This is a genomic window from Nitrobacter winogradskyi (genome assembly GCF_006539545.1).
Classification (GTDB): domain Bacteria; phylum Pseudomonadota; class Alphaproteobacteria; order Rhizobiales; family Xanthobacteraceae; genus Nitrobacter; species Nitrobacter winogradskyi_A.
This window is the reverse complement of the sequence record NZ_BJNF01000029.1, coordinates 122,108-136,620: the sequence shown is the minus strand read 5'-3', so window position 1 is coordinate 136,620 and position 14,513 is coordinate 122,108. Positions and strand designations below refer to the sequence as shown.

Below are 14,513 nucleotides of genomic sequence, written 5' to 3'. Positions count from 1 at the left end.
TGGGCACGTTGGCCGGATCTGGATCAATAAATATCCGAAGTGATCACCGGCGCACTGCTTCGAAATCTGGATCTGCCAACGTACGGTCGGGTGTTCAAGGAGATTGTTGTGACTGATGCCTCGGAAAAGACAGACGTCGAGGAATTCCGGCTTCTCGATTTTTTCAAGCGCAACGGTGCATGCAACGGGGCTGCCGACCTGTTCTTTCTAGGTGAAGCTGGTCGGCCGGGGCGCCTGGGAGATTTTGTCTCAATCTTTCGTGGCCTCTCCGACGGCGACGGACCAGCTTTCACCCACATCGTCGTCGTTCTGCCGCCGAACTCCGATGTGGACCTAGAAACCGTCGCTATTCGCGGAAGCTTTTCCGAGTCCTTGTCGCGGCGCCTGAAGGATCCGCTCACCCCGAGGCAGATTGACCAAGCTTTCCGTAACGTGCGCGTCGTTTCCGCTGTGAAATTAGAGGGCGTTGCCCTCGGCGATCTCGTCGCCGCCGCGCTGCCAAAAACCGGTTTCGTTATCGCGGACGTTGCGCTCTACCGCGCCGAAAATGTCGAAGTGCCTTCGTACCGACCATCGCTGCCAGAAGATTTGTGGGCGCCACATCTGCACGCAGTCGTCGCCTTGGTCGAAGAGGGATGTGAAGCATCGAAGTCCTACGTTGTTCTCGACGCGGGAAAGGACATGGTCACGCGACCCGAGAACCGCGACCTGATATTAACGATTAAGGGCGCCGTCACTAACGCCGAGCGCCAAGGGTCGTCCAGTCTCGACCTCGCCCTACAACATGAAGATTGGCGGCGCTCGGCTGAGCAAGGCAGGCTGGATCCGGTGCTTCGCGAGATAGACAGCCTGGATGCCTCGGATCAACGCAAGACCATTCTAAAGGCGCAGATGTTCAAGTTTGCCGGCGCATTCGAAGCGGCCAGAACGACCTTGGAGGCGGGCCGGCAACATTTAGACGGAATTGATCCGGATGTCGCACTGCAGGTCGCGATTCTTGCGGAAGACGTGGATGCCGACGAGGTGGCCTCGATCCTGCTCCAGAAGGCGATTCCCGAGCTTAGAAGCTTGGAATTCTTAGGCGCCGGTCTCGAACTTGCCGACCGACTCGGAGACCGGGTCGCCGCCGCCGCCGCGGAAGCTGCGCTTTCCGCCTCCTTTCCCGCCTCCGAGGCACTTCTCATCCATCGCGCGAAGCTTTTGGTTCGCACGCGGCAGTTTCGCGAAGCTGCCAAAATCTTCCGGGAGGTCGGGCCGAATGAGAGCGATACGGCCGACTTCTACGAACTGCTCGCGGGCGCGCTTTCATATGAAACGCCCGGCGACGTCTCAGCCACGATCGAGAGCTTCGCTCCACGGTTCCCGGCCAGAAGATCCAATCTGATCAATTTCTTCGCGCAGGACCTGGAGGCGCGTGGTCACCGAGCCATCGGCATAGGCCTATTGCTAGGGGAGAGTGGATCAAGCTCAGCCCCGAAACGGATTCTCGTCCGGACGGCGTTGTCGATGGTGGAGCGCGGTCGACTCATGCTCGACCAGACGATCGACGAAAAAGTCGTGCGGGACGTTCTGGCTACCGCAATAGAATACCTGGCTCTCCATCCGTCCGACGCAGACATGCGCGTGAACCTGATCCGCGTGGTGTCGCCCGAAGTCTTGGGGAGCATTGGTCTGCCGACCGTAGCCAAAATCTTGCTCGATATCGCCGGGGTGAGGGACGGCATCCGGCCGAGCCGACGCATCGACGACCGCGAAAAAGCTTGTCCTCCCGAGCGCCTGGCAGCCGTTATGCGACACGGTTTCGACGCTATGGCACAAGGCGGAGCCGTAATGGGGCACTTCCGATTCCCGGAGGACGCGTTGACCGATCCGCCGGCGGCAATCGTTCGCGGTTTCGCCGAAATGATCGAGCACATGGGGTCGCGCGCGATCGACGACGGCGACGTCCGCGCGATCGAAGCTTGTCTAATGATGGCCACCGCTATTGCTCCGCTGGGAGACGAGCCAAACGAAGATCTCGTCGTGTTGCGTCTCACGGCGGGCCGGCTCGCCTTTACCGGCCGGATGCAGCGCGCGCGTGACCTGGCCGAGCAGGGATTGAGAATGGCGGGCGACTCGCCGCACCGTCGCCGACTTGCCTGGTTTGCGTTCGCTGACATCTACGCGCGGGCCGGAAACCTGATCGAGGCCTTGGTAGCGGCGGCCGTCACGTTGTCTGCCGATTCTGAAGCCACGTGGGATCAAATTTGGTACGAAAGCCTGCTGCTGCTGCGTCTCTTCCGCGACCTCGGTATTCTCGCCTTGGCCCGCCCACTGTTGGAGCCTGCGCGGCTGGCTCTGCGCGAGATGGGGGCCGAGAACCGGTACGCCGACCGTCTCGATACCGTAGAGTTACAATTGGATCATCTCGAATACACCGGCGCGACAACGGCCGCTCCCGCCGCGCTTCTCGATCTGGCAGATCGCGCGTCGAAGAATCTCGAACGCGTTCTGGACAGCGGTGACGAACCGGCACCAGCCACAATTCTATTGGCGAACATCCAACGCACGGCAAATCTTCAGAACGTTGATCTGCCGGCGACGGCGAAGGACGTGCTCGCGCGGGCCCTATCCAGCGCGGGAGGCGGCATGCGTGCGCTGCTCGATGCGGTCGGATCCGAAGATCCTGCGATCGGACAAGTCGTCTCACTAGCAAAGCGTCTGGAATCTCCAAGGTTTGCAGAGAACGCCGGCTACGATGTTCGAACCCTCGTCGTCGCTGCCCGACGCCTGCTCAACGCGGGGGGCGTCATTGAACCCGCGACGGCCGTCTACGCCGTCGAGGCGATGTCCGATCAAGCGGCCAAGTTGCCGACAGGGGCGGCATCCGATCGCTTGCTGGACGATCCCGACGGGCCGGCCGCGGCGGCGAGGGAGATTTCCGCAGAAGGCTTAGCGGTCGTTGTCCTCGGACTAGCCGAAGACGGGTTGGTCCGGGTCGTCGCAGTCGGCCGCGAACTCGGGCCCGCCGTTGTCGAGCCTTCCACGGTGTTTTCTTCGAGCCATCTTGCCGATTGGAAAAAGACGTATCCGTATGCCTACAGCGCCACGTTAGGTTTCAACGAGTTTTTCACCAGTACCGATAACATCGGCGTTTCGGAGTTGCCGGAGCGAGCAGTTCTTGTGACAGGTGTCGGCCTCCAAGGGTTTCCAGCAGATCTTCTTCGCGTAGGGCCGGACCTTGCAGGCCGTGATCGGCGCCTTGCCACCGCGCCTTCGCTCGCATGGCTCGTCGCGTCGCGCCGCCTTCGGTTTAAGGGGGATGGCCGTATCGCGGCGTGGATACCGGACGCCGAACCCGAGGAGGGTCTTCCGACGCTTGCGATCCTATCGGAACGACTCCGCGATACGTTCGAGCGCCATGAGGTTGTGCTGTCAAACGGAACGGAGCCTCCGCTCGGCCTCGAAGGTGCCGACGTCGTCATCGTCGCCGCCCACGGCGGCGTCGCGGAAGACAAGCGTTACTTCAGGGTGGTCACGGACGACGTTGACCTTGCGCTCGCATCGTCAACCGTCTCAGGTGCGCTAGGAGGCGTTGGAGTCGTCATTCTTTTCGTCTGTTCCGGTGGCAGGCTGGACCAACATCCGGGCGCCAGCACCACGGTGGGGCTCGCGAAGCGTCTGTTGGACAATGGATGCCGAGCCGTCGTTGCACCGCCCTGGCCGCTTCAGACAAACGTTCCTCCACGGTGGCTGCCGGCCTTTCTCGAATCGTGGAGCGCAGGCGCCGCCGTCATCGACGCATGCTTCGACGCCAACGTCGCCGTCCGTAATGAACTGGGCGACAATCCTGCGACCGACTTGGCGATGGCGGTATACGGCGATCCTCTGGTCTGTTCTTCGAACAAACCGGAGGTAGGCGCCGTCATATCAATGTAGCCGCCCATTATTGTTGGAGTTCGAACGCTCGTTATGTTCGAAAGCGACGATTGTGCTTGCCGGCCTTCACACCCCGTGAGACGTTCACCCCAGCTTCAGGAGGCTAACTGCTTTCTTTCAGGGTGTCGCAGGAGTGTCAGCCAGATCGACAACGATCCGGAGGCAGATGGACTGAAGGCTTATGGGGCGGCGCAAGGGCGGGTCTGCGGCAGGAACGGGACTGCTGGTTGTGCTGGGTCTAGTTTTTGCGGCCTTGAGCGCGCTTTACCGGTTCATTGTCGAGAACGTAGCAACGATCGCGGTGTTCGGCACAATCGCGGGACTGCTGCTGATTTTGTGGTATTTTTTCTCGAAGCTGGAAAGCCGAAAGTCGACCGCCGTTGAGCGGCCAGTCGCTGTAGGACAGCTGCAAATCCAGCTTCCGGCCGAGCGCGGATACGTCGAGCCCCGAGTCCACTTCGGATCTCGGACGAGGTCTGCCGCGGGGCCGGGCAATGCGAGGTGGATTCTTCCAACCGAGACGATCACCGTCCAAGGCGCAACGATTGCTGGAGGACTGTTCTATCTCGGCACCGGCATCTCTTTCGAGGACCGGGAGATCGACGAATACGTCGTGAATCCCCAGCTTTCGGCCAAGTCAGCCAAGCCAGATGTCGATGGCGCTTCGATGCCTTACTGGCCGTCTTATGCCGACGTCGCACCGGCCGCCCGGCGGGCGTTTCTGGAGTGGATGGCGACCGGCAGGCAGGCCAATCCGTACGGCATCGGACACGTATTCCTATATTTCTACGGTTTGGAGCACCGGGTCTTTGTGGATCGGGATGTGGCGAGCACGCCCGCCGTGATAGCGGAGGTGGACAGGTTGCTGGCCGTCTACGGCGATAACGGCTCGTTCCGGGGCTACGCGCAGCACTTCCTAGAATATGCACGTTGCGCGGCCGGACTGCCGCTTCCCGTTCCGGAGCCTTCGTCCGACCGGTCTTACTCAATCGAAAGCCCTCCCGTTCTCCTGCACCTCGGTCGAAGACTGGCGCAGTCGGCCACGATACTGTCCGAAGACGCGCTCATCTGGGTTCTCGCCCTTCCGGACGTGTATCTTCGGACCGCGGCGGTCCGGTGCTTCGACGAATTCGTGCCCTTGTGGCATCTCCGTTTCCGGAGCTGGTTTCCGGAGGGGCTCAGGGTCGCGACATCAGGCAACGTCGACTTGACCTATCGCGCTGCAAGCGGTGCATTCGAGGTATCGGTCGACGGGCCGCACCGCGATTATCCGGACGTTACGAAGGTGAAGACTTCCCTCGAACCGTTGAGGCAGCTGTTGCAGGAATGTACCGACGAACTCGATGGGTTCAGCCGTTTGCTGGGCCGACGTCCGGAAGCCCGGAATTCCGTCCAGGCCGCACTCTTGCTTCCGGAAGACCTTTTGGCCGAGACCGGCTTCGAGGCGCTGCGCGAGTTCGGAAAGCGGCTTTCCGAGATCATGGGCAGCAAGCAACTAGCCAGCACGAAGATGGACACTGTGCTGCAACTGGCCAATTTCGATCTGCCCGAAGGCGGAAAGCTGTCGCCGGCAGCTGCTGATCAGCTTGGACAGGTACTGGACCGCCTGGACATCGCGATCGAACCGGACCGGCGTTATGGGGGAGGCGTTCCCCAGCCGGACGACCAGGTGTTTCTTTTCAACGCCCCCCGGGGTGGCCCGGTGGATCCGGAACGGCCCGCTTACCGCTCGACGAAGGCGCAGGTCGAGGTTGCCGTTCTCGCAGCCGCAGCGGGCGGCGAGGCGTCCGGTGGGGAGATGCAGCGCGTCATCGCCGACATCAAGGAAGGCGCGGACCTTGGCGGTGTCGAACGGGCGAGGCTGATCTCGTTCGCCGTCACGATTTTCAATAGTCCCCCGAAGCAGGCGAAAGTCCTGAAGCGGTTGGCCGAGAGGACCGCTGCGGAGAGGGAAGCGATCGCGAAAGCCGCCGTGGCCATCGTCGGCGGCAACGGGACCGTCCAGCCCGACGAAGTTCGGTTCCTCGAGAAGCTTCACAAGGCCTTGGGGCTTCCGAAGGAGCGGGTCTACTCCGAATTGCACAAGGAGGTGTCGCCGTCCGATGAGCCGGTCGCCATCTCGGTCGAACAGCGGCAGGCTGGCATTCCCATTCCCAAGGAAGCGCCAGTCTCCAAGCCGGACGCCGTCCTGCGCATCAGGATCGACGCCGAACGCCTTGCGCGCGCGCAGCGGGAAACGGCGGAGGTTTCCGAACTATTGGCGAACATATTCGAGGAAGAGACGGCGCCCGCGCCCGTCGAGACGCCTGTCGCCGCCGCTGCAAACTCATCAGCCTTCGAAGGGCTGGATCAGTCGCACACCGAGCTGGTTGAACTCATTGAGATCAAAGGCACGGTCCCGAAACTGGAATTTGAGGAGCGGGCACGCGCGATGAAGCTGCTGGCGGAGGGCGCCCTCGAGCGCATCAACGATTGGTCGTTCGATCGCTTTGATGAAGCGTTGCTCGAAGATGGAGATGAAATCGTGATGGCACCGCACCTGCGGGCGCGGCTGTCCGAACTGAGAGAGACCGCATGAGCAAGGCCTCCAAGACGATAAAGCCGAAGGAGCGGGACACGATCATCCAGGCACTGAGCGCCGGGGTCGTGCCGCGCCTCGGACTAGCGCACATCCAGGTTGGCCGAGCCGCCGAGATCGGCGCGCTGCTGCGCGACGTCGATCGGATCGCCGACGGCGGGGCCGCGGTCAGGTTCGTGATAGGCGAGTACGGTGCCGGCAAGACGTTCTTCGCGAACCTCATCCGGCTGATAGCGCTGGAGCGCAAATGTGTCACCGTGCATGCGGACCTCGCGCCTGACAGACGCATCCACGCCAGCGGCGGCCAGGCGAGGTCGCTCTATTCTGAGGCTGTCCGGAACATGGCGACCCGGACCAAGCCGGAAGGGGGAGCCCTTGCGGCGATCGTAGAGCGCCTGGTCACCGACGCGGTCAAGGAAGCGGGCGAGCGTCAGGTTTCGGTCGAGAACGTCATCGACGAGAAGTTGGCGCCGATCCAGGAATTCGTCGGCGGTTACGACTTTGCGACGGTTCTGAACGCTTATTGGCGGGGCAGCGAGACCTCGAACGAAGAGCTCAAGCTCGCAGCGCTTCGTTGGCTGCGAGGCGAATTCTCGACAAAGACGGAGGCGCGTCAGCTTCTCGGTGTCAGGAACATCATCGACGACGACAACGTGTACGACTCGTTGAAGTCGCTTGCCTCTCTGACCAAGGTGGCCGGCTATGCCGGGCTGCTCGTGATGTTCGACGAGATGGTCAACATCTACAAGCTCCAGAACTCCCAGGCACGAAATCAGAATTTCGAGCAGATACTTCGCATCGTGAACGACTCCCTGCAGGGCAACACGTCGAACATCGGGTTCGTGATGTGCGGAACGCCTGAGTTTCTCATGGACACCAGGCGAGGACTTTACAGCTACGAAGCCCTGCAATCCCGCCTGGCGGAGAACCGTTTCGCGGTCGGAGGGCTGATCAATAACTCGGGGCCCGTCATGAAGCTTCAAAGCCTGACCCCGGAAGATCTTCTGGTTCTCCTGTCGAACATCCGGATGGTCTTCGCCGCCGGCGACCCGTCGAAGAACCTGGTGCCGGACGAGGCGCTGCCGGCGTTTATGGAGCATTGCGACCAGACGATCGGAGAGGCCTACTTCCGGACGCCGCGGACGACGGTCAGGGCCTTCGTGCAGATGCTCTCCGTTCTCGAACAGAACCCGGGCGCGAAGTGGCAGGACCTTCTGGGGCTGGTGCAGGTCTCGGCGGACCAGCACGCCGACGAGGAGACTGCCCCGGACGGCGATCAGCAGATCGGAGACGGCGATGAGCTCACAAGCCTCCGCATCGGGGCTTGAAGCCGCTTATCACCGGCTTCATCCGAAAATCCGTCGCTGGATCCGCGATCAGGGATGGGACGAGCTTCGCGAGATCCAGGCGCGGACGATCGTCGCCGTCCTCGAAAGCGATCGCGACGTTCTGATCGCGGCGTCTACGGCTGCAGGGAAGACCGAAGCTGCTTTTCTGCCTATACTAACCTCGACCGCCGAACGAAAGGCGTCGGGGTTCTCCGTCCTCTACATCAGCCCGCTGAAGGCGCTCATTAACGACCAGTTTCGACGCCTCGAAGAACTCTGCGACAGCATGGAGATTCCGGTCGTCAAATGGCATGGCGACGCGCCCCAGGCCGAGAAGAAGAAGGCCATGGCGAAGCCTGATGGCATCGCCCTGATCACGCCGGAGTCGATCGAGGCGATGCTGGTGCGCCGGCCGGCCGATGCAAGGCGCCTGCTGTCGTCCGCCGAGTTCATCGTCATCGACGAAGTTCACGCGTTCCTGCAGGGTCCGCGTGGCCTCCACGTCGCCAGTCTGCTGCGCCGTATAGATGCGATGTCGGACCGGCCCGCCCGGCGAGTCGGACTGTCCGCGACAATCGGCGATCTCGACCAGGCCGCCGCGTGGCTTCGACCTACAGATCCGCAGCACGTCGAGATACTCAAAGCCAAATCGGATGCCCCCGAGCTCCGCCTCCAGATCAGGGGATATGTCGAGCCTCCGGATCTCGATGACCCGGACCATGCCGAAGGCGGCGTGAAGGGGGTAGAAGACGTACCTCATAGGATCGCGCTAGACTACATTGCCGACCACCTATTCGCGACACTGCGGGGCGAGAACAATCTCGTCTTCGGTGGATCGCGCCGGACTGTCGAATCCGCCGCTGACCGGCTTCGGCTCAGGTCCGAGAAGTCCAACGTTCCGAACGAATTCTATCCGCATCATGGAAGCCTATCGAAGGTTCTGCGCGAAGAACTCGAAGAGCGTCTGAAGGATGGGAAGCTCCCGACGACGGCAGTCTGCACGTCCACGCTTGAGCTCGGGGTCGACATCGGATCGGTGAAGTCGGTGGCGCAGATTGGCGCTCCGCGGTCACTGGCTTCGCTGCGGCAGAGGTTGGGGCGGACGGGCAGGCGCCGAGGGACGCCGTCCGTTCTGCGTATCTATCTGAGAGAGCCGGAAATCACGCAGAAATCCGGAATCATGGACAGGCTCCGACCGAACACGATCAGGTCGGTCGCCGTGGTCCGGCTTCTGCTGCAGGAATTCGTAGAAGAGGCGGGTGCCGCTCCAGAAATCGCATCCACGCTGATCCATCAGATCCTGTCAGTGATCACGGAGCGTGGCGGCGTGCGGCCTAAGCCGCTATTCGATCTGCTTTGCGGGCGCGGTCCGTTTTCATCGGTCGGTGCTTCTGACTTTGCGAACCTGTTAAGGCACCTCGCGGCCAAGGAGGTCCGCTTCATCGAGCAGGCTCCGGATGGCACCCTGATGCTGGCGCAGGAAGGCGAAAAGACCGTCCAGTCGCGCAGCTTCTTCGCCGTCTTCGAGTCGGGCGAGGAGTGGCGATTGACGGTCGGGGGCCGGACCTTGGGAACGCTGCCGATCACATACCCCGTCCACAAGGACGGCCTCGTCGTGTTCGCCGGCCAACGATGGATCATTCATGATCTTGACGAGCAGACGAAGACTTTGGTCGTTGCGGCTCATCCAGGCGGCGTCGTGCCGCGGTTCGAGCCGTCTGCCGGCGAGCCCGCCCACGATCGCCTGATCGCCGAGATGCGAGCGGTCTATCTGGCAGACGACGTGCCATCTTATCTTGACGAGAAAGCAAAAGAATTGTTGGCGGAGGGAAGGGCGACCTTCCGGTTATTGCGTCTCGACCGCCGCTCGCTCGTCTCCGAAGACCGGGACATGCACGCGTTCCTTTGGAGGGGCTCGCAGGTGACTGCCGTTTTCAGCGCGGCCCTTGCGATGGCGGGTCTCGCCTCCGGCGTGCACGACTTGGGCGTGTCGGTCTCCAAGATCAATGAGACCGAGTTGCGGCCCATCTTGGCGACGCTGGGGGCGATGCACGATTTAGATCCGGCAGCCGTCGCGGAATTCGTAGCCAACATCAAGATCGGAAAATTCCGCGAGGCCGTGCCGGAACACCTCGCCCGAAGATTGTGGGCGCAACAGAATAAAATGGCGGTCGGCGCGATCGCATCATGTGCGCGTTCTCTGGATTGATTTGGTTCCCCGGCTAATCACAGAATAAGATACCGACTCCGGCTCCGGATATGATCCGCCGATGTCGGAATGATTGCCGGCGAACCACATCTGGATGAGGCGTGGAACGCCTGGCGTCGGCGGGTGGACCGGAGGCTCCGTGCCGCCCCAGCCCACGCGCTGGAAGTCCTTGCGCGTCTCGTCGATGGCGTTTGCGGAACGTGAGAACCTCACGTGCTTGCTGAGAAGGCGGTCAAAATTCTTTCCCGTCCATTCGGCGATGTGGGAGCGCGGCGTATCGCCCTTGTTGGGAAAGTCGTAGATCGGCTTCCGCAACGTCGCCGTCTGATGTTTCCAGAACCAGACCACGGCGGCGATCATCGCGATATGCGTGACGAACCAGGCGGGCACGATGAAGCCCCGGAGAAGACCGGCATCGCTGATGATCGCGGTGATGATGCCCACGATCGCCGCCGGCACCAACGACGCCAGAAACGCCGCTGCGGCGACGGCGAGCGTCAGGCCGGCCTGGATCGCGACTCGACGGCCGCCTGCTGCGCCGAGTGCGGCAACGGTATCGAACACACCCACGAAGTAGGCTGCGGCGTTGGCGTCAGTCCCGTCGCCAGAGCCGTATTTGGTCTGGAAACGGCGGGCGAGCTCTAGGCGCTCACCCTCGAAGTCTTCCCGCGGATGGCCTGCGCCGTGTTCAAGGACGGTGTCCACGGCCTCCCATGCGATGTCTTTAACTGCCTTGCGGTATCGGTGCAAAGGCCCGTCCGGCATCTTTGTCGGTACGCCGCAGAGCATCAGCAGATTGGCGAGACTGCGGACCGTGTAGGCACCTCGGCTGAACCCGAACAGAAATATCCTGTCGCCTTCCTCATAATGGTTGATGATGAATTCGTAGCAGTCCGCGATGTTGCGCTTTATGCCCGCACCGGTGACGGATCCCATGAGCTTCTGGACGATACGAACCGGCGAGGTCCGCTCTCGGCGTGGTCGCGCGAAATCCGGTACATCTTGTAGATGTTGGAAATGCGCTGCTCCGGACGGGCGCCGCCGTCCTGGCCGGTCCCGTCCGAGAAGATCACGATATTCTTGGGCACGCTGGACCTCCGATCATGCGACGTAGGGTTCGAGGATCGGCGCAGCGAGGATCATCATCGCCTGCTTTCGACGCTTCATCGCAGCGGCCGCGTCACGTATCGCCGACAATTTCTCTCTGTTGCCGCCCACGCAGTCGAGAATAGCTGCGTCCGAGGCCGCCTCGATGGCCTCGGCCTCGCACACGTTCGCATTCACAAGCGCGCAGTATTCCCCGCGGAGAAGTTCGGATCCGCACTCCCGCGCGAGATCGGTCGCGGCACCCGGAATGCCGTGGGTCAGGCGCAGCACCAGCTTGCCGACCCGATCGCCCAGATCAAGATCCGGATGAAGTATCTGCGCCACCTTTGCGGTGGTCGTCACCAGGTCCGACGTGCGATTTGCGACGCTTCTGATCGGTCCGGATGCGCCGCCGAACGCACCACCGAATTGCCCGATAATCTTTTCGATCTTGGACATAGGGCGGCCGGAGACGAACATCAGGCACGAAACGGATTTCTTCGCGCGGATTGTTGCGGTGTGATTGTCGATGAGTTCTCTCTGGAAAGCATTGAGCACCGCGCCGGAAACTTGGGGCCGAAGTTCGCCGATCCAGGCCTGGGGCTCTTTCTGAGTCGACTTCTTGTTGATCGGAAAACCCAAGTCGTCCAGTTCGGAGGTGATCTGAGTCGCCGCGATGAGATTCGGATCGGTCAATTGGTTGGCCGGTATCTTCCGCAAACATTCGACCAGGCGGACGATCGATGTGACTTCAGTGGCGCTCTCGCCGGCCAAGCGACCCAGATCCGTGAGAGTATAAAGGCCTTCTGCCTGCAAGAGCAGCCCATTGCGCTCAAGATCCTGAAGGGCCGTGAGCAGATCGTTCCTGTCCCAATTCCAGCCGGAACGCGTCCTTGCGGCCTGGAATGCTCCGAAGCTGGCCTCCAGAAACTCGACGATGGCTTCGCTGCCGACCCCTTTCGGATTCAGCCTGCTTAAGGAGGTCACGACCCGCACGATGAGGGACCTCGCATCCGTGGTGTCGTCCAGAAACCTGGAGGCGAGGTCTTCCGGAGTCTTGGTGACGTAGTTGCTCCAATACCCGTATTCGGCATGACCGTCCGTGGCCAAAATGTAGGAAGATCCTTTTTCCGAAAATCCCAGGCGACCTGCACGTCCGACGAGGTTCTTGTATTCGGCAACCGAATATGGCTGGTCAACAGGGTGCATAAGTCCGACGATCACGACGGACGAGGCAGGCGTGTTCACACCCATCGCGAGCGTCGTTGTCGCCGCGATCACGCGGAGGCCTGAATTAGGACGGCGAAACTCCTCCTCGACGACCCGGCGTTCCTCCGGCGTGAGGTCGGCGTGGTGAAAAGCCACGCCTCCCGCCATGGCTTTGCGGAGATCCTGATTTGCCAAAGACGCGTCGGCAATCGGCAGCCGATCCATGGCGGTGCGGGCAGGAGGAAGCCCGATTGACTCGGCTAGATATCCCGCCGTGCCTCGCGCTTCTCCCTTCACTTCCCTGAAGACGATGACCTGCTGGCCTTGGCCGACCAGATGTCTAACCAACGGTACGACCCAATCCTGGCTCGATCCTTTGCGGTATTCCTGACGAATGATCGGGCCCTCGATCTTCTCCTGACCGTTGGTGGAATCGATAAAACGGAACGTGCCGTCTCCCCGCAGGACGCCTTCGTCGAGAGGAACCGGTCGTTCGGTCTGCCTAAGTAATCGGCCACCGAGCCAGCTTTCGAGGCCATTGGTGTCGCCAATGACGGCGGACAGCGCGATCGTCTGAGGCTCTATGCCTTCGCGCCGACGCATTCGGATCAGGGTCAGCAGAAATTCGAGGTTGGCGCCTCGACCCTTGTCCGCGATCATCTGGGCTTCGTCGACGACGATCACGCCGGCGCCGGCGAGCACGTGCGGGAAGGTGAGGGCAATCGCCGCAAATTTTTCGTAGGTCAGAAGAGCGATATCGTATTTGCCCCGCAGGATTGGCGAAATGTCGTCCGTCTCTCCTGTCGCTTCGATGGTCCGGATCCCGAATGGACCGTAGACGGCGTTGAAATGTCTCCGCTTGTCCGCAACGAGAGCTTTCAGCGGCAACAGGAAGATCGCGCGCCGGCGATCAAGCACGGTGCGGAGTGCTGCAAGCTCGCCGACCATGGTCTTTCCGCTCGACGTGGGAGCGGAGACGACAAGATGATCGCCTTTCAGAATGCCATACTCGTTGATCGCCGTAACCTGCAGCGAATTGAGCGACGGGATGGCGGTCGCCCAGGAAGCGATCAGTTGCTCGGGAAAACCTGCGGCCGCCAGGCTTCCCAATTCGCTCGTCACCGTCACATTGCGGCGATCCGGAAAGGCAGCGGCGAAGCGGGGACCTTCAATGAAGACCGGCCAATGCAGATCGCCATCGATGTTGCCCTTCATCGTCGGGTGCTGCTGCAGTCCGAACTGCGCTGCCGCCGACGCTACGCGCGCGGAGACGTGTTCGAGCAGGCGGTATATCGGAATACGCGCCGCCTGGACGACTTCCTCGGCGCCCCTCAGTGCCTCGATCAGATACAATGTGAGGAAGCCGTGTCCCTGCTTGGTGTTCTCGAAAGCCGGTTGGTCGGCGCGCGATGCCGTGAAGATCAGCCGGCCGTTGCCGGCAATGCTTTCCAACTTCGCCTCGGCCGACCTCAGATCACGCGGCTTGACCTCCGTCTGCAGCACCTTCGAGCCCAACCCGCCGGAAAAACAGCAGTCGAGAAAGAACACCAGCCGCTTTGCGGGAATCCGCGTGAAACAATCCTGAAGCAGATCGAGCGGGATCGCCGTCGTGCCGAGGTTCGCGGGGTCGGCGTCGAACGGGATGAGTTCGTGGGTTTCGGAACCGTGCCCGGAAAAGCCGATCACCACCGTGTCCTCGGGATCGCAGCCGGCCAAGGCAGCGAACTCAGCTTCGATGTTCGCTCGCGTGGCTTGGTCTTCCGTCAACAGCCGGGACGCCCCGCCGAGTGTATCGGCGAACAGCGCGTCCAGCGTGGTGGCATCGCGCCGCGCACAACTCAGATCGCTGATCGTCGGCGATTCATAGCGGTCGATGCCAACGAACAATCCTCGGAAAGACATGTTCTCGTCCCTGAAATTCGATAAGCAAGCTTTCTGCGAGGCCTCGGACTGGCGCCCGCTGCGCCATCACTCATAGGCAGCGGGAATTCTTGGACCGATCACGGTTTCGAAGGCGGCGGCTTCACGCCGCTTCCGGTCGTCGGCACCTTGGGGCTTGAGCCGCCAGTCGGCTGGTGCCCGCCTTGCGGCTTGAGCGGCTGATGGATCGACGAGGGCTGATAGCCCTTGTTGCTGATGTTGGGAGGAGTAGGCGGCTTGTATCCATCGTTGGTGCGGGTCATGT

General features: G+C 61.7%; 8 protein-coding genes. 4 read left to right on the top strand and 4 right to left on the bottom strand.

Annotated elements, in window-relative coordinates; all coding sequences use genetic code 11:
* The first annotated feature begins 108 nt into the window (after positions 1-108).
* The 4 genes from NWI01_RS06845 (at position 109) to NWI01_RS06830 (ending at position 10,033) form a co-directional block, all read left to right on the top strand.
* Positions 109-3,918, top strand: a complete 3,810-nt coding sequence (locus tag NWI01_RS06845; RefSeq protein ID WP_141383142.1) for a hypothetical protein — start codon at positions 109-111, stop codon at positions 3,916-3,918.
* A 181-nt stretch (positions 3,919-4,099) separates the two neighbouring features.
* Positions 4,100-6,496 (top strand): TerB N-terminal domain-containing protein, encoded by a 2,397-nt coding sequence (locus tag NWI01_RS06840; RefSeq protein WP_141383141.1) that lies wholly within the window; start codon positions 4,100-4,102, stop codon positions 6,494-6,496.
* Positions 6,493-7,824, top strand: a complete 1,332-nt coding sequence (locus tag NWI01_RS06835) for an ATP-binding protein (protein WP_141383140.1) — start codon at positions 6,493-6,495, stop codon at positions 7,822-7,824. Before NWI01_RS06840 ends, NWI01_RS06835 begins: the two co-directional genes overlap by 4 nt.
* Positions 7,793-10,033 carry a DEAD/DEAH box helicase gene (locus tag NWI01_RS06830; RefSeq protein WP_141383139.1) on the top strand — a complete coding sequence of 747 codons (2,241 nt, stop codon included), beginning with the start codon at positions 7,793-7,795 and terminating at the stop codon, positions 10,031-10,033. The genes NWI01_RS06835 and NWI01_RS06830 overlap by 32 nt, the downstream gene beginning before the upstream one ends.
* Here the strand turns inward: NWI01_RS06830 and NWI01_RS06825 are convergent.
* From NWI01_RS06825 to NWI01_RS06815, 4 genes are all read right to left on the bottom strand, one after another.
* Positions 10,010-10,969: a phospholipase effector Tle1 domain-containing protein gene (locus NWI01_RS06825; RefSeq protein WP_253356586.1), complete on the bottom strand. Its 960-nt coding sequence runs from the start codon at positions 10,967-10,969 to the stop codon at positions 10,010-10,012. The genes NWI01_RS06830 and NWI01_RS06825 overlap by 24 nt on opposite strands.
* Positions 10,942-11,121, bottom strand: a complete 180-nt coding sequence (locus NWI01_RS20065; RefSeq protein ID WP_253356583.1) for a DUF2235 domain-containing protein — start codon at positions 11,119-11,121, stop codon at positions 10,942-10,944. The genes NWI01_RS06825 and NWI01_RS20065 overlap by 28 nt, the downstream gene beginning before the upstream one ends.
* Before the next feature lie 13 nt (positions 11,122-11,134).
* Positions 11,135-14,230: a DEAD/DEAH box helicase gene (locus tag NWI01_RS06820; protein WP_141383138.1), complete on the bottom strand. Its 3,096-nt coding sequence runs from the start codon at positions 14,228-14,230 to the stop codon at positions 11,135-11,137.
* 98 nt (positions 14,231-14,328) lie between these two features.
* A complete protein-coding gene (locus NWI01_RS06815; RefSeq protein ID WP_141383137.1) occupies positions 14,329-14,511 on the bottom strand; it encodes a hypothetical protein in 183 nt (60 codons plus the stop codon).
* Positions 14,512-14,513 lie beyond the last annotated feature (2 nt).